The sequence below is a fragment of the Micromonospora lupini str. Lupac 08 genome, from assembly GCF_000297395.2.
In the GTDB taxonomy this organism is placed as follows: Bacteria; Actinomycetota; Actinomycetes; order Mycobacteriales; family Micromonosporaceae; genus Micromonospora; species Micromonospora lupini.
In genome coordinates, this window is record NZ_HF570108.1 from 2178483 (window position 1) to 2199721 (window position 21239).

Annotated in this window: 19 protein-coding genes; 9 read left to right on the forward strand and 10 right to left on the reverse strand. The window is 70.9% G+C overall.

The features are described 5' to 3' along the window. Window positions 1-21: 21 nt before the first annotated feature. The 4 genes from MILUP08_RS11205 to MILUP08_RS11220 all read right to left on the reverse strand — a co-directional run bounded on the left by MILUP08_RS11205 (window position 22) and on the right by MILUP08_RS11220 (window position 3294). Window positions 22-669 carry an ABC transporter ATP-binding protein gene (locus MILUP08_RS11205; protein WP_039907717.1) on the reverse strand — a complete coding sequence of 216 codons (648 nt, stop codon included), beginning with the start codon at window positions 667-669 and terminating at the stop codon, window positions 22-24. Between the two features lie 85 nt (window positions 670-754). Then, window positions 755-1954: a low temperature requirement protein A gene (locus tag MILUP08_RS11210; RefSeq protein WP_007457632.1), complete on the reverse strand. Its 1200-nt coding sequence runs from the start codon at window positions 1952-1954 to the stop codon at window positions 755-757. Window positions 1955-2015: 61 nt separating this feature from the next. Further along, window positions 2016-2582 (reverse strand): TetR/AcrR family transcriptional regulator, encoded by a 567-nt coding sequence (locus tag MILUP08_RS11215; protein ID WP_007457634.1) that lies wholly within the window; start codon window positions 2580-2582, stop codon window positions 2016-2018. A gap of 13 nt (window positions 2583-2595) precedes the next feature. Continuing rightward, window positions 2596-3294, reverse strand: a complete 699-nt coding sequence (locus MILUP08_RS11220; protein WP_051065693.1) for a hypothetical protein — start codon at window positions 3292-3294, stop codon at window positions 2596-2598. Between the two features lie 121 nt (window positions 3295-3415). Here MILUP08_RS11220 and MILUP08_RS11225 point away from each other — a divergent pair, with 121 nt between their 5' ends. Both MILUP08_RS11225 and MILUP08_RS11230 read left to right on the forward strand, forming a co-directional pair. Then, window positions 3416-4075, forward strand: coding sequence for a M23 family metallopeptidase (locus MILUP08_RS11225; protein WP_051065694.1), 660 nt, complete (start codon window positions 3416-3418; stop codon window positions 4073-4075). 73 nt (window positions 4076-4148) lie between these two features. After that, on the forward strand, window positions 4149-4379 hold the full coding sequence (locus MILUP08_RS11230) for a DUF2188 domain-containing protein (RefSeq protein WP_007457642.1): 231 nt from the start codon (window positions 4149-4151) through the stop codon (window positions 4377-4379). A gap of 96 nt (window positions 4380-4475) precedes the next feature. On the opposite strand, the gene MILUP08_RS11235 is transcribed toward MILUP08_RS11230, so the two are convergent. Beyond that, a complete protein-coding gene (locus MILUP08_RS11235; protein WP_007457643.1) occupies window positions 4476-5498 on the reverse strand; it encodes a DUF4331 family protein in 1023 nt (340 codons plus the stop codon). A gap of 169 nt (window positions 5499-5667) precedes the next feature. Continuing rightward, window positions 5668-6924 carry a glycoside hydrolase family 16 protein gene (locus MILUP08_RS11240; RefSeq protein WP_007457646.1) on the reverse strand — a complete coding sequence of 419 codons (1257 nt, stop codon included), beginning with the start codon at window positions 6922-6924 and terminating at the stop codon, window positions 5668-5670. A gap of 279 nt (window positions 6925-7203) precedes the next feature. On the opposite strand from MILUP08_RS11240, the gene MILUP08_RS11245 reads away from it, so the two are divergent. Beyond that, window positions 7204-7602: a hypothetical protein gene (locus MILUP08_RS11245; RefSeq protein WP_007457647.1), complete on the forward strand. Its 399-nt coding sequence runs from the start codon at window positions 7204-7206 to the stop codon at window positions 7600-7602. A gap of 79 nt (window positions 7603-7681) precedes the next feature. On the opposite strand, the gene MILUP08_RS11250 is transcribed toward MILUP08_RS11245, so the two are convergent. Both MILUP08_RS11250 and MILUP08_RS11255 read right to left on the reverse strand, forming a co-directional pair. Beyond that, window positions 7682-9130, reverse strand: coding sequence for an aminotransferase class V-fold PLP-dependent enzyme (locus tag MILUP08_RS11250; RefSeq protein ID WP_007457649.1), 1449 nt, complete (start codon window positions 9128-9130; stop codon window positions 7682-7684). Continuing rightward, window positions 9120-10865: an ABC transporter ATP-binding protein/permease gene (locus tag MILUP08_RS11255; protein ID WP_007457651.1), complete on the reverse strand. Its 1746-nt coding sequence runs from the start codon at window positions 10863-10865 to the stop codon at window positions 9120-9122. The genes MILUP08_RS11250 and MILUP08_RS11255 overlap by 11 nt, the downstream gene beginning before the upstream one ends. Window positions 10866-11052: 187 nt before the next feature. Here MILUP08_RS11255 and MILUP08_RS11260 point away from each other — a divergent pair, with 187 nt between their 5' ends. The 6 genes from MILUP08_RS11260 (at window position 11053) to MILUP08_RS11285 (ending at window position 19284) form a co-directional block, all read left to right on the forward strand. Further along, on the forward strand, window positions 11053-12231 hold the full coding sequence (locus MILUP08_RS11260; RefSeq protein WP_007457655.1) for a glutathione-independent formaldehyde dehydrogenase: 1179 nt from the start codon (window positions 11053-11055) through the stop codon (window positions 12229-12231). 529 nt (window positions 12232-12760) lie between these two features. Further along, on the forward strand, window positions 12761-14308 hold the full coding sequence (gene mmsA, locus MILUP08_RS11265; protein WP_007457656.1) for a multiple monosaccharide ABC transporter ATP-binding protein: 1548 nt from the start codon (window positions 12761-12763) through the stop codon (window positions 14306-14308). After that, the gene (gene mmsB / locus MILUP08_RS11270; RefSeq protein WP_007457657.1) at window positions 14305-15603 is read left to right on the forward strand and encodes a multiple monosaccharide ABC transporter permease; all 1299 of its coding nucleotides are present in this window, start codon (window positions 14305-14307) and stop codon (window positions 15601-15603) included. Before mmsA ends, mmsB begins: the two co-directional genes overlap by 4 nt. A 52-nt stretch (window positions 15604-15655) precedes the next feature. After that, on the forward strand, window positions 15656-16759 hold the full coding sequence (locus MILUP08_RS11275; RefSeq protein ID WP_007457658.1) for a substrate-binding domain-containing protein: 1104 nt from the start codon (window positions 15656-15658) through the stop codon (window positions 16757-16759). A 111-nt stretch (window positions 16760-16870) separates the two neighbouring features. Next, complete coding sequence (locus tag MILUP08_RS11280) at window positions 16871-18133, forward strand: ROK family transcriptional regulator (protein ID WP_007457659.1); 1263 nt, start codon at window positions 16871-16873, stop codon at window positions 18131-18133. A gap of 62 nt (window positions 18134-18195) precedes the next feature. Next, window positions 18196-19284 carry a DNA glycosylase AlkZ-like family protein gene (locus MILUP08_RS11285; protein ID WP_007457660.1) on the forward strand — a complete coding sequence of 363 codons (1089 nt, stop codon included), beginning with the start codon at window positions 18196-18198 and terminating at the stop codon, window positions 19282-19284. Window positions 19285-19332: 48 nt separating this feature from the next. Here MILUP08_RS11285 and MILUP08_RS11290 read toward each other — a convergent pair whose 3' ends face one another. Beyond that, the gene (locus tag MILUP08_RS11290) at window positions 19333-20313 is read right to left on the reverse strand and encodes an ABC transporter permease (RefSeq protein ID WP_007457661.1); all 981 of its coding nucleotides are present in this window, start codon (window positions 20311-20313) and stop codon (window positions 19333-19335) included. Beyond that, window positions 20310-21200, reverse strand: a complete 891-nt coding sequence (locus MILUP08_RS11295; protein ID WP_007457662.1) for an ABC transporter ATP-binding protein — start codon at window positions 21198-21200, stop codon at window positions 20310-20312. Before MILUP08_RS11295 ends, MILUP08_RS11290 begins: the two co-directional genes overlap by 4 nt. Window positions 21201-21239 lie beyond the last annotated feature (39 nt).

A 21239-nucleotide genomic window follows, 5' to 3' on the forward strand; every position in this document is an offset into this window, starting at 1 on the left:
TCGACCCGTGACCGGGCGGCCTCAGTCGCGGACGACCTCGGCGCGCCCCTCGACGAGGTGGAGCTCCGCCTCACACGCGGCGGCCACCTCCGGATCATGGGTGGCGAACACGACGGCAGCGCCGCGCCGCGCCTCGTCGTGCAGCAGATCCAGCACCCGTTGCCGGTTGCCCGCGTCCAACTCGCTTGTCACCTCGTCGGCCAGCAGAACCCCGCCGCGCAGCGCGAGGCCGCGGGCGATGGCAGTCCGCTGCTGCTGACCGCCGGACAGCTCCTCGACCAGTTGGTCGGCCTGGGTGGCGAGGCCTAGGTGGTCCAGCGTCGTCGCGGTCTGCCGGCGCGCCTGCGGTGCCGCCACGCCGTCGGCGACGAGTGCCACCTGCAGGTTCTCGGCCGCGGTGAGGATCGGGGCCAGGCCGTTGTCCTGCGGGATGAGGACGATGCGGTGCTCCACCGCGTGGTCACGGTCGCGCAGCGGCTGCCCGTCGACGCTCACCACGCCGTCGCGGGGCCGCAGCAACCCGGCCATGGCGTGGAGCAGGGTCGTCTTGCCCGCGCCCGACGCCCCGGTCACCGCCAGGACCCGACCCGGGCGGACCGTCACCGAGACGTCCCGCAGGACGACCGGCCCGTCACCGTAGCTGATGGACATCTCGTCGACTGTCAGCATCTGCACGCGCCCCCTCCGTAACCGGCGTCCCGCAGAGTGCCACGCCGGGACGTGGCGCACAATCCCCGTCGACCGGCCACGCCCGTCACGCCTCCCGGACGCGCCACGTCAGCCTCTCGTAGCAGACGAGCGCGATGAGCAGGGCGGTGAGCAGCCCCAGCGCCGCCAGCGCGGGAAGGAACCGGGCGAGCGGCGCCAGCAGAAGCAGGATGCCGATCGCGACGAGTGGGGCCGGCGAGGTGGACACGGTCAGCCGTAGGAACAGGAACCGGCCGACGAGGTAGAGCGCCACCCCGCCGTACAACACGCTCGTCGGCAGCCACTCCAGCGGCACGCCGCCTCCGTGTCCGGGGGCCGCGCGACCCATCGCACTCGCGAGGACCAGGTGCAGGCCCAGGGCGAAGGAGAGGACCCCGGCGACAAGTGGCAGGTGGGCCAGGGTGTACGCGTCCGACGCCAGGCGCTGGCGGTGCCGACTGCGGGGCGACGCCTCGGCCAGCGCCCGGGCGGCAGCCGGCGCGGCATCGACGAAGTAGAGCCGCCACAGGCACACGGTCGCGGCGAAGCCGAGCAGCGCGGCCACCAGCACCGGCCAGTGGATCAGTCGCGAACCGGCGCCGCCGCCGGCCGACAGGAGCGACTCACCGAGCACGATGATCAGCACCAGGCCGTGGCGTTCGGCGAAGTGCGTCCCGCTGCGAACCTCCCCGAAGCTGGCGGCGGTGGCGACCCGACCGCCGCCGTAGTCGACCAGGAACGCCACCGTCCACAACACGGTTTCCGCGGACCCGCCGAGCACCGCTCCGGCGAACAGCGGGACCCAGGCGAGGGTGGTGGACGCGGCGAAGCGCAGCGTCTGCCGCCGGTACTGCGGATTGCCGGACGAGGCGTACACCATGAGCGCGAGGTGCAGCCCTCGGACGACGGCGTACGCGACGGCCAGGATCAGGGGAGGACTCACCGCGGCGTCGTGGCGCTGCCACGCCTCGGGGATCACCAGGGCGGCCACGAAGATGGCGGCCATCGCCACTGTCATACCCGCGGTCACGACGCCGCGGTCCGCGCGTACCTGGTTGCCCAGCCAGGTGTAGCAGCTCCACGCGTACCAGAACCAGAGCAGGAGCAGCAGCCCCTGGTAGAGGGTGAGAGGGCTCAGCGACTCCGCCAGGAAATCGATCAGCCGCGTCAGCGCGAACACCAGCACCAGATCGAAGAAGATCTCGAAGGTCGTGGCCCGGTGCGCCTCCTCCACGAGCACCGGCCGGGATCGGGTGACGCGGCTCATCGGCTCATTCTGGTCGGCTCGCCGCTCCGGCCGGGCGGCAACGCGGGTACGCGTGGCCCGGTCAGCCGAAGAGCAGGTCGAGGTGGGCGTCCAGGGCGGTCAACGCCTGCTCGGCGGTGTACTGCCCACCGAGCAGGTGGACGCCCAGCCCCTCCATCAGCGCCAGTAGTCCCGTGGCGGCGGCGTCGCCACGGCCGTCCGGCAGCACGCCGGCGATGAACGCGGTGAGCTGCGCCGTGTCCTCACGCAGACGAGACGCGGCCGACGGTCGCACCGCCGTGTACGCGAGGAACGCGAGCGCCACCCGACCGTCGTCGCGGGTGTGCTCGTCGAGCGGCAGGAGCGCGGCGATCATCGTGCGCAGCAGCAGCCGGGGGGAGGGGTTCTCGCCCAGTCCCGCCACCGCCTCCGTGACCCGGATCTGGCTGCGCTCGCGGACCACGCTCAACGCGAACGCCATCATCTCGTCCTTGGTGCGGAAGTAGTGCTGGACCATCCCGGCGGACACGCCCGCCGCGGTGGCCACGTGGCGGAGGCTGACCGCCTCCAGGCCCTGGTCCGCGGCGACCCGCATCAACGCGTCCGCGATGAGGGTGCGTCGCTGCTGGTGATCGACCTTCTTGGGCATGGCCTCGATCGTTTCACAGTGGGGTGTCGGCAGACCCCGCCGACGTGCGGCGCCCGGCGGTGTCGCCCACCGGTGTGCCCCGGGCGCTGCGCAGCAGTCCGTCCGGGTCGTCGGCGTACAGCCGCAGCTCGTCCATCGGCGCCGACCGGCCCGACGGCAGGTCGAAGGTCGTCGGCCGGCGCAGCAGGACGTCGACGCTTGTCTGGCTGCCGACCGAGAGGTGCAGGACGCGACGGTCACCCTCCTGCTCGACCTGCACCGACCTCCTGGAGGGCAGCGAGCGGTGACGTTTGCGCAGCGCCTCGACGTCCGTCCACGGGATCCAGATGTCGATGCCCGAGTTGATCCGCACCCGCAGCCCGGAGTCACGCACCAGGTGTGGGTGGATGGTCATGCTGGCGTAGAGGCCGACCATCCAGAGCACGCCCCAGATGCCGAGGCCGAGCACGATCCAGCGGGCCGGCCGCCACGGCACCATGTGGGTGACGATCAGGTCGAAGATTGGAATCTCGACGACCGACAGGCCGATGAAGATGCCGAGGATCGGCTTGACCACGCCGAGGTAGCCGAACGGCTCGTCACCGGGCGCCAGCGGCAGGGGGCGGCGCCGCGTCCACGCGTAGAGGCTGCGCCACATCGCGGCCTCGGCCACTGCCGCGCGGCGCAGCAGTGCCCCCACGGTCGCCCTGGCCGACGGTTTCGTGTCGGTCATCGTCGTCGCCTCGATCTCTTTCGCGATGCAACTGCATTGCATCGCACGCTACCGCCTTTCCGATGCAACTGCAATGTCACCGGGTGGGCGGCAGGTGCTCGTGGCGTTGTCGGCGTCTGCCATGCTCGGGCGGGTGACGACCGGCAGCCCCTCCCGAGCCCGCAGCCACCGCCGCATCCGCCGCCGGCCGCTCCTCGTTCTTCTCGCGCTCGTCGCGGCGACGGCCGTTGTCGGCGTCGCCGTGGTCGTCGTGCCGTTGCTGCGGCCTGCGGGTCCCCGTCCGCTCTTCCAGATGCCTGTCGCCTGTGGGGAGACGTGGCAGCTCAGCACGTACCCCGGTCACGACGACTTCGACGTCGACCTGTTTCCGATTCAGGGCGAGGCGTGGGGACGTCCGGTGCTCGCGTCCTTCGGTGGCACGGTCACCGTGGCGGGCATCAACGGTTCGCTGGGTGGGCGTACGCCGGAGAATCCGGAGGGTCCGCGCGGACGCGGCGGCGGCTACTGGGTGAAGATCGATCACGGTGGCAAGTGGGAGACGCAGTATCTGCACCTGCTCGAACCGCCGATGGTGAAGGTCGGTCAGCGGGTCGAGCAGGGCGACCAGATCGGGAAGCTCGGCAGCACCGGCGACTCGGGGGCTCCGCACCTGCACTACGAGCAGCGTCGCGGCTGGGACAAGGTCGAAACCCACTTCGGCGGTACGCCGTCGGGCATCACCACCGACGAACGCGAACAGATACTGCGACGGGTGAGCGACAACTGCCCGGCCGTCTCCTGAGGACCGCGGTTTTGCCCACCACGACTCGGGGCACTGCACTGGTGACAGTCCAGACGCAGGGGAGGAGCGGGCGATGGTCAAGGGTGACGTCGACACGTACCAGGAAGACGGGCAGTGGAAGAACCGTCCGGAGGGCAACGACCGGGCCAGCAGCACCCATGACTCCAAGGCCGACGCGCAGGCGCAGGGTCGCGAGATGGCGGCCGACCGGGGCGTCGAGCACGTGATCAAGAAGCAGGACGGCACGATCGGTGAGAAGAACACGTACCCGCGCAGCCGCGACCCACGGGACATCGCGGGCTGACCGCCACACCGCCTGCGGACCGACCTCTTCGGCGTGACCGAGGAGGTCGGTCCGCTTCTGCGGCGGTTGCGCGTGCCCACCTGCGCCCCGACGTGTTCAGGCCGGCACCACGTACGGGAAGGAGTCGGCGCGGGCGGCCTTCGTGACGTCGGGCGTGAGGCCCGAGGTGGTCCCGGCGTTGAGGATCAGGGAGAACATCACCTCGGGTGCGTTGTCGGCCATGGTGCGGCCGTTGTGCACCGCGAAGCCGTAGTTGGCGGCAGTGCCGACCGTGTACGACAGCACGTCCGGGTAGAGCGTCCGAGCGACGCTCCAGCCGTACGCCTGCGGGTCCGGCGCGGTGCCGTTGGCCGCGACGACCCCGGCGACCGCATTGGCGATCTCCTCCCCGTCCTCGGGGAGGTCCTGGCGGGGGTGCCGGAAGTTCGCCGGGTCCGAGAAGTCGGTGTCGTGCGGCCAGAAGACGGGCCACATCATGGGGTGGCCCGCGCGGTTGATCTGCCGCCACCCGCCCGCGTCGGTGGCCAGCAGGGTCCGGCACCAGACGCCGATCTCGGTGCCCTCGCGCAGCAGCGGCTCGTCGTGGGAGACCTCCAGCACGATCGACTCGACCGTGGTGCCGGCGAAGCTGTTCTTGGCCTGGTCGACCCGCCACGCCGAGCGGTCCACCTTCGCGCCGTTCTTGACCGCGCCGTTGATCGTGGCGAGTTCGTCGAGGTCGATGTAGAACGGGTCGCTGATCCGGCCCGCCCAGATCCGGACGCGCTGCCCCGTCGTCATCTCGCCGGTCCTGCCCTGGGCGATGGGAGTGCCCATGGCGGCGTCGTCACGGGCGTCCGCGCCGGTGAGTTCGTACAGCTCCAGGGTCTGCGTGGCGTTGCCGTCCGGCTCGCCGAAGGCGAATCGGTAGGTCAGCTCCTCCAGGTCCGAGCCGTTGAAGTGAATCTTGAACTCGTAACGGGCCTCGGCGTGGAAGCCGCGCTTGATGTCGGCCTTGGTCACCGAGCTGTTGACGTCCATGACGAACACGGTGGCGCGGTCGCCGTTGAAGACGTACAGGTCGTCGATGTAGAGCTGGCCGCCCTGGGCGGCGAGGGGGGTGTCGAGGTGGTGCGACATGGGCTCACTCCCGTAACGGCTGTATCCGGATTAAACCGAACATAGCGGGCGTGACGCGGCCGTCCGCTTCATCGGCCGAATCCGGCGCGCGGCGGAGGCCGGATGTCGCACGCGACAGCGGGCCGTCCGAGGCTGGTCTCGGACGGCCCGCTCGCTCGCGGTGACCCCGTCAGAAGCGGGACCACTTCTGGTTGGCCGCGCCGAGGCAGTCCCACAGGTGCAGCTTGCCGCCGTTGTTGGGGTTGGCGTCGCGCACGTCCACGCACTTGTTGGCGCTGAGATTGACCAGGTCGCCCGCGCTGTTGAGGGTGAAGCGCTGGGCCGGATTGCCGTTGCAGCTGACCAGGTTGACCTCGGTGCCGTTGGCGGTGCCGGCCCAGGCCGGGTCCATGCACTTGCCCATCGCGCGGACGGTGCCGTCGGAGGCGAACGTCCACGCCTGCGCCGCGGTCGTGTTGCAGTCCCAGATCTGCAGCTTGGCGCCCTCGACCGGGTTGGCGCTCGGGATGTCGACGCAGCGCCCGCTCTGCGCCCCCCGGATCCGGGTGGTGCCGGGCGCCGGGTCGCCGCCGCCGGAGGTGTAACTCGACACCCGGACGTAGTCGACGAGCATCTGCTGGGGGAACTGGGTGGAGCCGTCCGGGTAGCCGGGCCAGTTACCGCCGACCGCCACGTTGAGGATCATGAAGAACGGGTGGTCGAACACCCACCGGTTGCCGCCGAGCCGGGCGGGGTCGACCCGGTGGTACTGCACCCCGTCCAGGTACCAGGTGATCGCGTTCGGCTCCCAGTCCACCCGGTAGTCGTGGAAGCCGTCGGCGAGCGGGTTGCCGATGCTCCGGCTGCCGGTGATGCCGCCGCTGCCGGAGTAGCCGGGCCCGTGCACCGTGCCGTAAACGGTGTTCGGCTCGCGGCCGATGTTCTCCATGACGTCGATCTCGCCGGCGTCGGGCCACCCGCCGCCGGTGCCGAGCATCCAGAACGCCGGCCAGATGCCCTGGCCGCGCGGGATCTTGATGCGGGCCTCGAAGCGGCCGTACGTCTGGGTGAAGGTCGCCGCCGTCAGCAGCCGTGCCGAGGTGTACTCGCAGCGACCGTAGTGGCACTGGTAGTTGGCCGGGTTCTCCCGGCGGGCGGTGATGACGAGGTTGCCCTGGCCGTCGTGCACCGCGTTGCTGGTGCTGTTGGTGTAGTACTGCCGCTCGTTGTTACCCCAGCCGCCACCGCCGGTGTCGAAGCGCCATTTGCCCTGGTCGACGGGCGTGCCGGCCGGTGCGTTGAACTCGTCCTGCCAGGTGATCGGGCCGATGGCGGCCTCGGCCCGGTCGGACTGGCCCGGAAGGGTGAGGGAGGCGAGGGTGGTGACGAGGGCGACCGCCGCGAGGGCGAGGGGCCGCAGGCGGGGTGCGGGACGGGCTGTGAACACGGGAGGCTCCTCAGCGGAGGGGGTGGCGGAGGCTGCGCGCCGGAGAGGGTCGGAGAGCGCTCTCTAGACTGAAGCATGTCGATATCATGACTTTCTGTCAAGAGTGTTTCCAATGCGACGACGGTCCTTTACCGCCGGATAGCACCCCTCGATAGCGGTCGAATCGACCCTTCCTATTGCCGTGGAGCGTCCACGCGGGACAGGATGACGAGGTTCGCAGGAAACCTCCCCGTAACCTGCGTGCTGCTGGTCTCTGTCACAAGGAAGTGGGAGTCAGTCATGAGCGACGCGTCGACGGCGCTGGGTGTGCGCCTCTACCCGGACCTGGTCGAGCGGGGTGGCCTCGCCCCCGCGCTCATCGAGACCGCTGCCCGCCACCAGCTCGACGTCGGGCGGGTGACCGCCCCCGAGCAGGGGCGCGCCCGGTTCACCTGCGCCGAGTTGCACTCCGATCAGGGTGTGGTCTGCGTGGGGCTGGGCTCGCAGGCCCGATACTTCATGATCGACCTCCGGTCGGCGGGCGAGGTTCTCGCGCGCGGCGACTGCATGGACCTCGTTCAGGTCGCGCAGGTGGCCTCGGCCTGGGGGTCCGGGGTGACGCTCGCCGAGTTGACCGCCCGGTTCGCGTTCATGGAGGAGATCAAGCACCGCCCGGCGTCGGTGGCGCAGGCCGTCTAGCCAGCAGGCGCGTCAGCAGCGCAAGCCGTCTAGGCCGCTGGGCTCGTCAGCAGCGCAGGCCGTCCGGCTCGCGGACGCGTCAGCAGCGCAGGCGGGGAGGCAGCGACGGCTCGGCGCCGACGTGCCGGTCGAGGTAGGACGCCTCGACGAAGGCGAGGAAGCGTTCCGCGTCGGAGGCGTTGGAGGCCAGGCCGAACGAGACCCGGACCGCGCCGCCGGTCGGCAACCGCAGCGCGCCGAGATACTCGTCGATCGTGTCGACCCGCGCGAGCAGCCCGCGCCGCAACGAGGTCCCGCTGATCTCGAACGCGCCCTCACCGGCGCCCGGGTTGCAGAAGCAGCCGGTCCGCAGTGAGAAGCCGGCCGCCGCGGACTCCCGCGCGACCAGCCGCTCGTCGACCGGGGAGCCGTCCGGGCGCAGGACGTTGAACGTCACGGTGCCGCCCCGACCCACGCCCGTCGTCGGCCCGTACACCCGCACCAACGGTTCACCGGTGCGGTGCCGCAGCGCGGTCAGGCGGTCCAGCAGCCACTCGGTGAGCAGACCGACCCGGGCGTGCACGAGGTCCACGCCGATCGCGTGGAGCCATCGCAGTCCGAACTCCACGTCCGGGATGCTCAGGAAGTTGAGCGTGCCGTCCTCGAACGCCGACTCGTCGTCCATCGAGCGGTACCAGTCGCCCTGCACGCTCACCGCCCGAATGGTGCCTCCGGCGAACCACGGCCGGCGCAGCCGGGCCAGCGCGTCACGGCGGGCCAGCAGCGCGCCGACGCCGGTCGGATAGCCGAAGAGCTTGTACCAGCTCAGGCAGACGAAGTCGGGTCGAACGGACCGCAGATCCAGCCGGTTCGTCGCGGCGAACGCGGCAGCGTCCAGCAGCACGTCGTAGCCGTGCCGGTGGGCCAGCTCGACCCAGTCCAACGGGTGCTGCACGCCGGAGAAGTTGCTCTGCGCCGGGTACGCGAACAGTCCACGGCGACCGGAGGGCCCCCGCCGCTCGGCGTCGAGCACCGTGACCAGGTCGGACTCGGCGACCCGCAGCTCCGGCCCGCTCAGCGGCACGTACCGCACCGGGGCGCCGGCCGCCCGGGCGTACTCCCGGATGCCGTTCACCGAGTTGTGGTTGTCCCAGGTCAGCGCGAACGGCGTGTCCTGGCCGAAGTCGTACGCCTCGCCGACCAGTCGACAGGCGCCGCTGGCGTTCGGGGTGAAGACCACCGCGTACTCGGTCGGGTCGGCGTGGAAGAAGTCGAGCACCGCCCGCCGGGTCGACTCCACAAGCGACCCGGCCGCCACGCTGGTGGGGCTCTCCGAGTGCGGATTGCCGTACAGGCTCGCGAGCAGGCGGTCGTGGTGCGCCCGCACCTGAGCCTGCGCGGTCACCCCGGCGCCGGCGTAGTCGAGGTAGACCTGGCCGTGCCGGTCGAGGTGCCGGTACTCGGTGGCCCGCAGCTCGTCGATCCGGGCGGTGTCGGCGTATCCGGGCAGGGCCGCCGGGGAGGGTGCCGGGGTCTGCTCAGGACGCACCGCGGGCCTCCCGGCGCACCAGCACCGCCCAGGTCGCGGCGAGGAAGAGCAGCGCGAACCCGCCGAGCACCAGCCAGTCGACCCAGACCGGCCGGGAGAAGCTGTCACCGTACGTCTGCAGCAGCGGCGGGCCGAGTGGCGAGCCGCCGTCGCGCCACAGCCGCTCCACGCCGGCGGTGTGCCCCAACCCCTCGAACGCCCACCGGTTCGACATCGCGTAGCTGAGCCACCGGCCGCCGGCCGCCATGGCCGGCACCGGCAGGATCGCCCCGACGAACAGTACCTGCGGGAAGCACAGCATCGGCAGCATGAGCGTCGCCTGGGCGGCGTCGGAGACGGCCGCCGAGCAGAGCAGGCCGAGCGCGAGCGCGGCCGCCGAGGAGAGCAGCAGGGTCGCGTACAGGGCGGCGAAGTCGCCGCCGTCGACCGGGGGCAGCCGGTCCATGCCGCGCAACACCCCGAGCAGGGCCAGGTCCACCAGGGCGAGCAGCGGCAGCAGCACCGCGACCTTCGCCAGCAGGTACGGGAGCAGACGGACACCCGCCAGCCGCTCCCGACGCAGGATCGGCAACTCCGTGCAGATCTGGAGCAGCCCGTAGGTCAACCCGAAGAAGAAGCCGCCGAACGCGATCCAGAACAGGATCATCACGGTGACGGTCGGACGGGGGTCGGCCGGGTCGAAGGCGCCGGGGCGGAACAGCAGCGCGAACATGCCGAGCACCATGAGGGGCGAGCCGAGCAGGATCGCCAGCGTCAGTCGGTTACGGGCGACGATCTCCGCGTTGCGCGCGGCGAGGACCAGCCACTGACGCCACCGACCGACCCGCCGCGCGGTCCCGCCCAGGTCGTCGGTCGGGCCCGGGTCATCGGTCGGGTCCTGAGCATTCCCGGCGGGGGACGGGCCGGTCGCGTCCGGGTCGACCGTGGCGTCGGCCGGGTCGGCGGCGCGGTACGCGGCGAAGCGCTCGGGCCACCCGGCCGGGTCGGACTCCTCGTCGAGCCGCAGGTGCACCTCCGCCAGCGACCGCAGGCCGAAGAACTCCCGGGCGGTGGCGGGCGTGCCGGCGTACGCCAACCGGCCCTCACGGGTGAGCACGACGACCCGGTCGCAACGGTCCACGTCGGTGACCTGGTGGGTGGTGAGCACGACTGTGGTCCCGGCGTCGGCGAGGGTGCGCAGCACCCGGAGCAGTTCCACGGCGATCGCCGGGTCCAGCCCGGAGGTGGGCTCGTCGAGGAAGAACACGCCGGGTCGGGTCAGCAGCTCGACGGCGATGCTGGCGCGCTTGCGCTCGCCGCCGCTGAGGCGACCCACCGGCACGTCGGCCCGCTCGCTGAGCCGCAGGTCGGCGAGCACCTCGGCCACCCGACGCGACGCCTCGGCCGAGCCGGTCCCGGAGGGCAGGCGCAGCCGCGCCGCGTGATGCAGGGTGCGGGCCAGCGGTAGCTCGCGGTGGATGATGTCGTCCTGCGGGACGAAGCCGACCGCTCCCGGCGCGGCGCTGCCGTCGTACGCCACGGTGCCCGCGGCCGGTCGGCGGACCCCGGCCAACGTCTCCAGCAGGGTGGTCTTGCCGGCGCCGCTGACCCCGATGATCGCGACCAGCTCGCCCGGCGCGACGGTCAGCGAGATGTCGTCCAGGACGCGTCGTCCACCTCGGACGGTCTGGCCCAGGCCGTCGGCCACGACGGCGACGCCGGTACGCGATGGTGCGGTGGTCTGCTCGGTCGTCATGTCGAAGGTGCCCGATCCGGTCGGTGACGTGGTGCGCCTGACATCGTGCCTCGCCGATGCTACGTCGCGCCGGGGGTGCCGCCGGGGCCCTCGATCACGACGTGCGACCGTTGCCGGGCGACCAACACCGGCATGAACCGCCCGGCGGGGGGAAGGCCGACACTCCACCACCGGAAGGGGAGTCGGGATGAGAGCCGTCGTCTACGCGGACGTCCGGACCGTAGCGGTGCGGGAGGTGCCCGACGCGACGGTGGAGGCCCCGACGGACGCGCTCGTGCGGATCACGTCCACCGCGCTGTGCGGCACCGACCTGCACATGTACGACGGGCGCACCGGCGCCGACCCCGGGCTGGTGCTCGGTCACGAACCGCTGGGCGTGGTGCAGGAGGTCGGCTCGGCGGTGCAGACCGTGCGTCCGGGCACCCGCGTGGTGATCCCCACGCACCTGTTCTGCGGTACCTGCGTGATGTGCGCCCGCGGACTGTCGGCCGCCTGCCTGCGGGCCCGGGCCGAGGGGCCGGGCGCCGCGTACGGCTACGCCGGGATGGGCCCGTACCGGGGGGCCCAGGCCGAGCTGCTGCGCGTGCCGTGGGCCGACGCCAACTGTGTGCCCGTGCCGGGGGAGCCGGGTGACGCGTACGAGGACGACTTCGTGCTGCTCGCCGACGCGTTCGTCACCGGGTGGCACGCCGCGGCCACCCTCGCCGGAGTCGAGGCCGGTGACACGGTGGCCGTGTTCGGCGCCGGCGCCGTGGGCCTGCTCGGGGCGTACTCGGCGCTGCTGCGGGGCGCCCGGGTCGTCTACTGCGTCGACGGTGTCGACGCGCGGCTGGACAAGGCCGGCGAGATCGGGGCGGTTCCGATCGACTTCCGCCTCGGCGACCCGGTCGAGCAGATCCGTGCCGACCGCGCGCGGGCGGGCCTGCCGCTCGGCGAGGAGAAGCTGGGCGGGATCGACCGGGTCATCGACGCGGTCGGGTTCCAGGCGCGCGACCGTGAGCGCCCCGACCAGGAGCGCCCGGATCAGGTCATCGCCGACGCGGCCCGGCTGGTCAACCCGGCCGGCTCGATCGGGGTCGCCGGCGTCTACCCGGACAAGGACCTGCACCCCCGGCCCGGCGCGAGCGCCCGCGAGGAGCTGGTCGCGCCGTGGGGGACGTTGTTCAGCAAGGGCGTCGCGGTCCGGTTCGGCCGTACGCACGACCGCCGCTACACAGTGCTGCTGCGCGATCTGGTCGTCGCCGGTCGCGCCCGGCCCGGCATCATCGTGACCCACCACGGCACCCTCGCCGACGCGCCGGAGCTGTACCGCGGCTTCGACCGGCGGGAGAACGGTGTGATCAAGGCGGTGCTGCGCCCGAGCTGACCGGCCAATGCGCCCTCTGGGGCCGGATCCACACTTAAGGGACGTCAAGTCGTCACTCCGTCCGCTGGTGGTGGGCGAGACGAGGTGGTCGGCGTCGATACGTCCGGCCCGGAGAGGCGTGGGTCACACCGTCGGTCGAGGGTGGTCGTTGCGCCCGCAGGGCGGTGCCGACGGCGCGGCTTGATCAAGAGTTGCCGATAGTTTCGTACTCGCGGGTAGGCTATCTTTTGCCCCGCCGCCGCGGATCGTGCCTGGTGGCGGGCCTGGTGGCAGCGACCGGAGCTGATCGTCCCACGATCCGGCATTTGACAACGTTGCCACGGACAGGCGATGGTGCCAGGAGGGGCTGCGGGGGCGGCTGTGACGGGCGAATACTCTGCTTCGTCTATATTGCCGGATTGTTACATTTTCAACAGGCTCTCGCCTTGCGGATGGCCTCTTCGCCGCAATACGTTGCCAGCAACAACAAAACCAAGTGAAGGTTCAACCTTCCGGAGGCAACGATGACGTTGGCGAGGTGGTACGAGCGATGAACGACGTGCCCACCCTCCTTGAGATGCGCTCCATCACCAAGGAGTTCCCCGGAGTCAAGGCCCTCTCCGACGTCAACCTGGTGGTTCGCGCCGGCGAGATCCATGCCATCTGCGGCGAGAACGGTGCGGGCAAGTCCACGCTGATGAAGGTCCTCAGCGGTGTCTACCCGTACGGAAGCTACGACGGCCAGATCATCTACCAGGGGTCGGAGAGCAGGTTCTCCGACATCCGGGCCAGTGAGAACGCCGGAATCGTGATCATCCACCAGGAGCTCGCGCTCATCCCGGGCATGTCGATCGCCGAGAACATCTTCCTCGGCAACGAGCCGCGCAAGCACGGCGCGATCGACTGGAAGGCCGCGAACCGGATGGCGCTGGACCTGATGGCCCGGGTCGGCCTCCAGGAGGACCCGGACACCCTGATCAAGGACATCGGTGTCGGCAAGCAGCAGCTCGTGGAGATCGCCAAGGCGTTCGCCAAGGACGTGAAGCTGCTCATCCTGGACGAGCCGACGGCGGCGCTCAACGAGGCGGACTCCAAGCACCTGCTGGACCTGCTGCGCGGGTTCCGCTCGCGCGGCATCACCTCGATCATGATCTCGCACAAGCTGAACGAGATCGAGGCGATCGCCGACCAGATCACCATCCTGCGCGACGGCCGGACCGTGGAGACCCTCGACGTCAAGGCGGACGGGGTCGACGAGGACCGGATCGTGCGGGGCATGGTCGGCCGGGAGCTGGGCAGCCGGTTCCCGGACCACACCCCGAAGATCGGCGAGGTCTTCTTCGAGGTCCGCAACTGGAACGTCCGGCACCCGATCTCCGCCGAGCGCCAGGTCTGCAAGAACGAGAGCTTCGTGGTGCGCCGCGGCGAGATCGTCGGCTTCGCCGGCCTGATGGGCGCGGGCCGCACGGAACTCGCGATGAGTGTCTTCGGCCGCTCCTACGGGGTGTACGAGTCGGGCACGATCATCAAGGACGGCAAGGAGATCGTCCTGAAGTCGGTCGCTGACGCGATCGACAACGGGCTCGCGTACGTCAGCGAGGACCGCAAGGCGATCGGCCTCAACCTGCTCGACGACATCAAGACGTCGACGGTGGCCGCCAAGCTGTCCAAGATCTCGCACCGCGGCGTCCTGGACGAGGTCGAGGAATACCAGGCGGCCGAGGCGTACCGCAAGGAGTTGCGGACCAAGGCCCCGACGGTCGACGAGAGCGTCTCCAAGCTCTCCGGCGGCAACCAGCAGAAGGTCGTCCTGGCCAAGTGGATGTTCACCGACCCGGACCTGCTGATCCTCGACGAGCCGACGCGCGGCATCGACGTGGGCGCCAAGTACGAGATCTACGGCATCATCCAGCGGCTCGCCGACCAGGGGAAGGGCGTCGTCGTCATCTCCTCGGAGCTGCCTGAGCTGATCGGGCTCTGCGACCGCATCTACACCGTGTTCGAAGGCGCCATCACGGGCGAGATCGCCCGGGCGGACGCCACCCCGGAAAACCTCATGAAGCAGATGACCTCGACGAAGAAGTTGGCCTCCCGATGAGCCGTATCAAGGACCTTCAGAAGAATCTGTTTGGAGGTACGACCTCCAACGCGCGCCAGTTCGGGATGATCTTCACCCTGGTGGCGATCGTCCTGATCTTCCAGATCTGGACCAACGGGCTGACGCTGCGCTCGGACAACCTGATCGCGCTGTTCCAGCAGAATTCGTACATCCTGATCCTGGCCATCGGCATGCTCATGGTGATCGTCGCCGGGCACATCGACCTCTCGGTCGGCTCGGTCGCGGCCTTCACCGGCATCCTGGTCGCCAAGTCGATGACCGAGTGGGATCTGCCCTGGCCCGCCGCCATCGTGTTCGGCCTCGCCATCGGCGCGGTGATCGGCGCGTGGCAGGGCTTCTGGGTGGCGTACGTCGGGGTGCCGGCGTTCATCGTCACCCTGGCCGGCATGCTGCTCTTCCGCGGTGGCAACCAGTTCATCGGCAACGCGCAGAGCATCCCGGTGCCGGAGGGCTTCCGCGACATCGGCTCCGGGTTCCTGCCCGAGTTCGGGCCGAACACCGGCTACAACAACGCGACGCTGCTGCTCGGCCTGGCCGCCGCGGTGGCCGTGGTGTGGCGCGAGCTGCAGGCCCGTAAGACCCGTCGGGCCATGGACGCCGACCCGGCGCCCATGTGGATCTCGGTCCTGCGGATGGCCATCATGGTCGGCGTGATCGCCTTCGCGGCGCTGCGCTTCGCCAGCGGTCGCGTCGGCACCAGCTTCCCGATCTCCGGGATCATCCTGCTGGTGCTGGTGATCGCCTACTCCTTCTACACCCGCAACACGGCCGGTGGCCGGCACATCTACGCGGTGGGCGGCAACTCCCGCGCGGCCGAGCTGTCGGGCGTGAAGCTCAAGCGGGTCAACTTCTTCGTCATGATGAACATGTCCGTCCTGGCCGCACTGGCCGGCATGATCTTCGTGGCCCGTTCGGCGGCCTCCGGTCCGCAGGACGGCAACGGCTGGGAGTTGGACGCCATCGCCGCGGTCTTCATCGGTGGCGCGGCCGTCGCCGGCGGTATCGGCACCATCAGCGGCTCGATCGTCGGTGGTCTCGTCATGGCCGTGCTCAACAACGGCCTCCAGCTCGAAGGCGTGGGCACCGACAAGGTCCAGATCATCAAGGGCCTGGTCCTGCTGCTGGCCGTCGCGGTCGACGTCTACAACAAGAGCCAGGGCCGCTTCTCCATCATCGGGAGCCTGATGCGGCCGTTCCGCCGCGACGACTCCGTCCCACCCGCCTCACCGCCGGACGCGGAGCGCGAGCCCGCCAAGGCAGCGGTGTCCGGCTGACGGTCACCGACCTCTCCACCCCGCTCCACTTCCAGAAAGGCAAGTCCTCACCATGCGTAAATTCTTCGGCACGTCGGTGGTCGCTGTCAGCGCCGCCGCCATGCTGGCCCTCGCTGGCTGCGGCTCCGGCCGCGACGGCGACTCCGACACCAAGGGCGGCGAGGCCAAGGGCTTCGCGGCGAACTCCCTGATCGGTGTCGCCCTGCCGGCCAAGACCTCCGAGAACTGGGTTCTCGCCGGTGACCTGTTCACCAACGGTCTCAAGGAGGCCGGCTTCCAGGGTGACGTGCAGTACGCCGGCGCGTCGACCACTGTCGCCGACCAGCAGGCCCAGATCACCGCCATGGTCACCAAGGGCGCCAAGGTCATCGTCATCGGCGCGACCGACGCCGCGCAGCTGTCGACCCAGGTCGCCGCGGCCCACCAGGCCGGCGTGAAGGTCATCGCGTACGACCGGCTGATCAAGAACACGCCGGACCTCGACTACTACGTCGCGTTCGACAACTTCAAGGTCGGCCAGCTCCAGGGCCAGGCCCTGCTGGACGGCATGAAGGCCAAGAAGCCGAACGGCCCGTACAACATCGAGCTGTTCTCCGGCTCGCCGGACGACAACAACGCAGGTGTCTTCTTCGACGGCGCGATGAGCGTGCTCAAGCCGGAGATCGACAAGGGCAACGTCGTCGTCGCCTCGGGTCAGAAGGACGTCAAGCAGACCGCCATCCAGGGCTGGAAGGCCGAGGGTGCGCAGGCCCGCATGGACCAGCTGCTGACCTCGACCTACGGCAGCAAGGAGCTGGACGGCGTCCTCTCCCCGAACGACACCCTGGCCCGCGCGATCCTGACCTCGGTCAAGGGCGCCGGCAAGCCGACCCCGATCGTCACCGGCCAGGACTCCGAGGTGGAGTCGGTCAAGTCGATCGTCAAGGGCGAGCAGTACATGACGATCAACAAGGACACCCGCAACCTGGTGAAGGAGACCATCAACATGGTCAAGGCTCTCCAGGCCGGTAACGCCCCGCAGGTGAACGACACCAAGTCGTACAACAACGGCAGCAAGGTCGTCGACACGTTCCTGCTCCCGCCGGTCGCCGTCACCAAGGCGAACGCGGCCGAGGCGTACGCGAACGACCCGAAGCTCGCGCCGCTCACCAAGTAATCACCACACGGTAGGCAGCAAGGCCGATGGGTCCCGGATCTCCTCTTCCGGGACCCATCGTCGTCCGTGCCGCCTCGCCCACCCGGCACCGATCCGGAAGGAGGTCTGACCGTGGAGACACCCGTACGGTCCAGGCCAGCCGGCGCCGGCCGTAACCCCGAATCCCCGCTGCCCCCGGTCCCCGGCGCGAGCCAGGAGGAGATCCGACGGCAGAACCTCGGCGCGGTGCTGCGCTACGTGCACCTGCACGGGCCGACGTCCCGGGCCGAACTGACCAGCCGCCTCGGTCTCAACCGCAGCACCATCGGCGCACTCGCCGCCGACCTGACCGCCAGCGGCCTCGTCACCGAGGAGGCGCCGACCACCGCCCGGCGGGCCGGCCGCCCCTCCCTCGTGGTCAGCCCCCGCTCCGACCGGGTCTACGCGCACGCGCTCAGCATCGACGCGGACCGCCTGCGCGCGGCGCGGGTCGGCCTCGGCGGTCGCATCCTCGACCTGCGCGAGGTCGCCCGTCCCGGTGGCATGTCGGCGGTCGACGCCGTCGGCCCGCTGGCCGATCTCGTCCGCGACATGGAACGCGGCGTCGCCTCCGACGCGCTCCTGGTCGGCGGGGCGGTCGCCGTCACCGACACCACCCGCGACGCGGACGGCAGGCTCCGGATCGTCGGCGTCGACGAGGGCCTCAGCGTGGCGCTCGAGGCCGAACTCACCGCCGGCCCGGGGTTCGTGGCCGGCGACCTCGCCGACATCGCGGGCCTGGCCGAGCACATCCGGGGCGTGGCCCCCGGCATCGACGACCTCATCTACCTGCACGGCGACCTGGGCATCAGCGCCGGCATCGTGGTCGGCGGCCGGTTGATGATCGGCCACCGGGGCCACAGCGGCAAGGTCGGCCACATGGTCGTCAACCCGAACGGCCTGCCGTGCGGCTGCGGCTCACGAGGCTGCTGGGAGACCGAGATCGGTGAGGCCGCGCTGCTGCGCCACGCCGGCCGCGACCCCGACGACCGTGCCGCGGTGACCGAGGTGCTGCGCGCGGCGGCGGACGGCGATCCGGCCGCCCTCCGAGCCGTCGAGCAGGTCGCCGACTGGCTCGGCTTCGGCGTGGCCAACCTGGTGAACGTGGTCAATCCCGACGCCGTGGTGTTCGGTGGCTCGCTGCGCGACATCTTCATCGCCGGCGCGGACACGGTGCGGCGGCGGCTGGACGCCATGCCCCTGCCAGCCTCCCGCGAGCACCTCCGCCTGCGGGCCGCGGCGCTCGGCCGCGACGCCGTCCTGATCGGCGCCGCCGAGCTGGCGTTCGACAAGCTCCTGGCCGACCCGCTCAACGTCGGCGTGGTGGGTCAGGCGGGCTCCGCCGAGCCGGCCTGACCCGCACTGTCCTGCTGGCCATCGTCGCGGTCCTGTCGGTGGCCGCCGTTAGGCTCTGCGGCGTGGTTCCCCACCAGCTCGATCGCGCGCAGGCACGGCGGATCGCCGTGCGGGCGCAACTGCTGGCCGCCCCGCGGCCGACCGACCTGCTGACCGTGGTGCGTCAGCTGACCCTCGTGCAGATCGACCCGACCGCCGCCGTCGCGCCGAGCGCGGACCTGGTCTGCTGGAGCCGGCTCGGCTCGTCCTACGAGCCGGCGCACCTGCAACAGGCCCTTGAGAGGGACCGGACGCTCTTCGAGCACCAGGCGATGGTGCGTCCCATGGACGACCTGGGGCTCCACCTCGCCGCGATGGCGGCCTGGCCCACGCACGAGCGGCCGCGTGCGTGGCTGCGGAGCAACGACTCGTTCCGTCGCGACGTGCTCGACCTGCTCGCCCGCAGCGGGCCGCTGCTCTCCCGCGACATCCCCGACACGTGCGTGGTGCCCTGGCCGTCGTCCGGGTGGACCAACAACCGCAACGTCACCCAGATGCTGGAGTTCCTGGTGCTGCGCGGCGAGGTCGCGGTCGCCGGCCGCCGGGGCCGGCAGCGCCTGTGGGACGTGGCCGAGCGGGTCTACCCGGCCGGCACACCCGCCGTCGGGTTGGAGGAGGCACACCGGCTCCGCAACGAACGCCGCCTGCGGGCCCTGGGCATCGCGCGGGAGAAGGCGATGGTCGTCCCGGGCGAGCCGGCCGACGTCGGCGACGCGGGGGAGCCGGCGGTCGTGGAGGGCGTCGCGGGCGTCTGGCGGGTGGACCCGGCAGCGCTCGGGCAACCCTTCACCGGGCGTACGGCGGTGTTGTCGCCCTTCGACCGGCTGGTGCACGACCGGGTCCGCCTCGCCGAGCTCTTCGAGTACGAGTACGTGCTGGAGATGTACAAGCCGAAGGCCAGCCGGCGGTGGGGCTACTTCGCGCTGCCGATCCTGCACGGCGACCGGCTGGTCGGGAAGGTCGACGCCACGGCCGACCGCCGACGCGGCACGTTCACGGTGCACACCGTCCACGAGGACGTGCCCTTCACCCCGGAGCTGACCCGAGCCGTGCACGACGAGCTGCGCGACCTCGCGTCCTGGCTCAAACTGAGCGCCGAGGGCCTGCGCTGACGGGTGATCGCCGGGGCCCCCGTGGCTCCGGCGATCACCAGTGGTCGGCTACGCGATCCGACGCACCCGGCGGATGGCGAGGTAGAGCAGGAGCACGGCGAGGGCGACGAAGATGCCCGTCTCGATCCCCTGGAACAGCCAGAACCGGTCCGCCGGCTGGTACATCTCCCAGTTGTACGCGCCCGGCTTGAGACCCAGCTCGGCGCCGCAGACCCGACCGTCCGGCCCCTTGCCGCCCGGCGGGCACTGGATCCGGGTGTTCTCTGCGACCATCGTTCCGTCGGGGTTCCGGATGCCCACGGCGAGAACCCAGTTGCCCCGGTCTCCCTCCGGAATCCCAGGCCCCTCGATCGGGAAGGTCTGGGTACGGGCGGGCTGGTAGTGCGGTCGGGCCAGCATCTCCACCGCTGCCCGTACGCCGATGAACCCGGCGAGGGTGATGCCCATGGCGGGCAGCATCCGCTTCCAGATGGTGCCGGCGAAGATGCCGAGCGCCACGGCGAAGAGGGTGTAGCCGATCGGCACGATGCCCTGCAGGTCGAAGACGATCACGCCGAGCCGGCCCTCGTGCGCGGCCTTGGTGAGCGGGTCGACCCACCACGACACACCCAGTCCGTAGCAGGCCGCGAGGAGCACGACGGCCCCGCCGACCAGCCCGAACTTCACAAGCGCCCAGCGGGTGCGGCCGACGCCCTGGGTCCAGACGAACCGGTGCGTGCCCTGCTCCACCTCGCGAGCGACAAGCGGTGCGCCCCAGAACAGGCCGACCAGCACCGGCAGGGTGATCAGCAGCACCGCCACCAGGTTCAGGCTGTCGTACCTGTCGCTGAAACGGCGCAGGCTCACGTCGCAGGTCTGCGCGGCGGCCTCGCTGAGGGTGGACGGGTGTAGACACCCCGCCAGCCCGAGGTCGGTGAAGGTGTGCCGCATCGACAGGCCGATCGGCACCAGCACGGCGGCGAGCACCGCGAGCCCCAGCAGGGTGTAGAACGCCAGCTTGCGGTGTTGCCGCCAGGTCAGCCAGATCATGCCGCCACTCCCCACTCGCTGTGACTGGTCTGCGCGACGCCGTCGGCCAGGTAGGCCAGGACGACGTCCTCCAGGCTGACGTCGCGGACCGTCCAGGCGGGGTCGGTGACCGGCCCGTCGGTGCGTACCAGCAGCGTGGACTGCCGGTCGGTATGGCTGGCCCGGACCACCTGCGCGACGCCGCCGATCGGAGCGCCGTCGTGGCGCGGGCCGACGAGCTGCCGGTGTGCCGCCACCAGCTCGTCGACCGAGCCGGTGAGCTGCACCTGGGCGGCGTTGAGCACGATCAGGTAGTCGCAGACGCGCTCCAGGTCGGCCAGCAGGTGCGAGGAGAGCAGGACTGTGGTCCCGGAGTCCGCGACGCTGCCCATCAGCGACTGGAGGAACTCCCGCCGGGCCAGCGGATCGAGGCTGGCCACCGGCTCGTCGAGCAGCAGCAGCCGGGGTTGCTTGGCCAGCGCCAGAGCGAGCGCCACCTGGGCCCGTTGCCCGCCGGAGAGTTTGCCGACCGGCTTGTCGGGCGGTATGCCGAGCTGCGCCAACCGGGTCCGGGCCAGCGCCGCGTCCCACCGTCTGTTCAGCTTGCCGCCGGCGATGACCAGCTCGGCGGCGGTGAAGTCCCGGTACAGCGGGGTGTCCTGGGCGACGAACCCGATGTCGGCCAGCCCCTCCGTGTCGCCGTACGTCGACCTGCCGAACACCCGTACCGTGCCCTCGTCGGGCTTGAGCAGCCCGACGGCCAGGTGCAGCAACGTGCTCTTGCCCGCCCCGTTGGGCCCGACCAGCGCGGCGATCCGGCCGGCCGGCAGGTGCAGCGAACAGTCCCGTAGCGCCCACGTCCTGCCGTACCGCTTGCCCAGCCGGTCGGCCTCCAAGACCAAGTCCATCCTCTGTCCTCTCGTCGCGCCGCGTGCTCGCTGCGCTCG

Bases quoted from the DNA above. Each gene is read 5' to 3' on its own strand.
- MILUP08_RS11230 (WP_007457642.1), top strand. From the start codon at position 4,149: ATGGTCAAGGGTGACGTCGACACGTACCAGGAAGACGGGCAGTGGAAG.
- MILUP08_RS11215 (WP_007457634.1), bottom strand. From the start codon at position 2,582: ATGCCCAAGAAGGTCGATCACCAGCAGCGACGCACCCTCATCGCGGAC.
- MILUP08_RS11295 (WP_007457662.1), bottom strand. From the start codon at position 21,200: ATGGACTTGGTCTTGGAGGCCGACCGGCTGGGCAAGCGGTACGGCAGG.
- MILUP08_RS11245 (WP_007457647.1), top strand. From the start codon at position 7,204: ATGAGCGACGCGTCGACGGCGCTGGGTGTGCGCCTCTACCCGGACCTG.
- MILUP08_RS11210 (WP_007457632.1), bottom strand. From the start codon at position 1,954: ATGAGCCGCGTCACCCGATCCCGGCCGGTGCTCGTGGAGGAGGCGCAC.
- mmsA (WP_007457656.1), top strand. From the start codon at position 12,761: ATGAACGACGTGCCCACCCTCCTTGAGATGCGCTCCATCACCAAGGAG.
- mmsB (WP_007457657.1), top strand. From the start codon at position 14,305: ATGAGCCGTATCAAGGACCTTCAGAAGAATCTGTTTGGAGGTACGACC.
- MILUP08_RS11290 (WP_007457661.1), bottom strand. From the start codon at position 20,313: ATGATCTGGCTGACCTGGCGGCAACACCGCAAGCTGGCGTTCTACACC.
- MILUP08_RS11260 (WP_007457655.1), top strand. From the start codon at position 11,053: ATGAGAGCCGTCGTCTACGCGGACGTCCGGACCGTAGCGGTGCGGGAG.
- MILUP08_RS11275 (WP_007457658.1), top strand. From the start codon at position 15,656: ATGCGTAAATTCTTCGGCACGTCGGTGGTCGCTGTCAGCGCCGCCGCC.
- MILUP08_RS11220 (WP_051065693.1), bottom strand. From the start codon at position 3,294: ATGACCGACACGAAACCGTCGGCCAGGGCGACCGTGGGGGCACTGCTG.
- MILUP08_RS11255 (WP_007457651.1), bottom strand. From the start codon at position 10,865: ATGACGACCGAGCAGACCACCGCACCATCGCGTACCGGCGTCGCCGTC.
- MILUP08_RS11225 (WP_051065694.1), top strand. From the start codon at position 3,416: ATGCTCGGGCGGGTGACGACCGGCAGCCCCTCCCGAGCCCGCAGCCAC.
- MILUP08_RS11235 (WP_007457643.1), bottom strand. From the start codon at position 5,498: ATGTCGCACCACCTCGACACCCCCCTCGCCGCCCAGGGCGGCCAGCTC.
- MILUP08_RS11205 (WP_039907717.1), bottom strand. From the start codon at position 669: ATGCTGACAGTCGACGAGATGTCCATCAGCTACGGTGACGGGCCGGTC.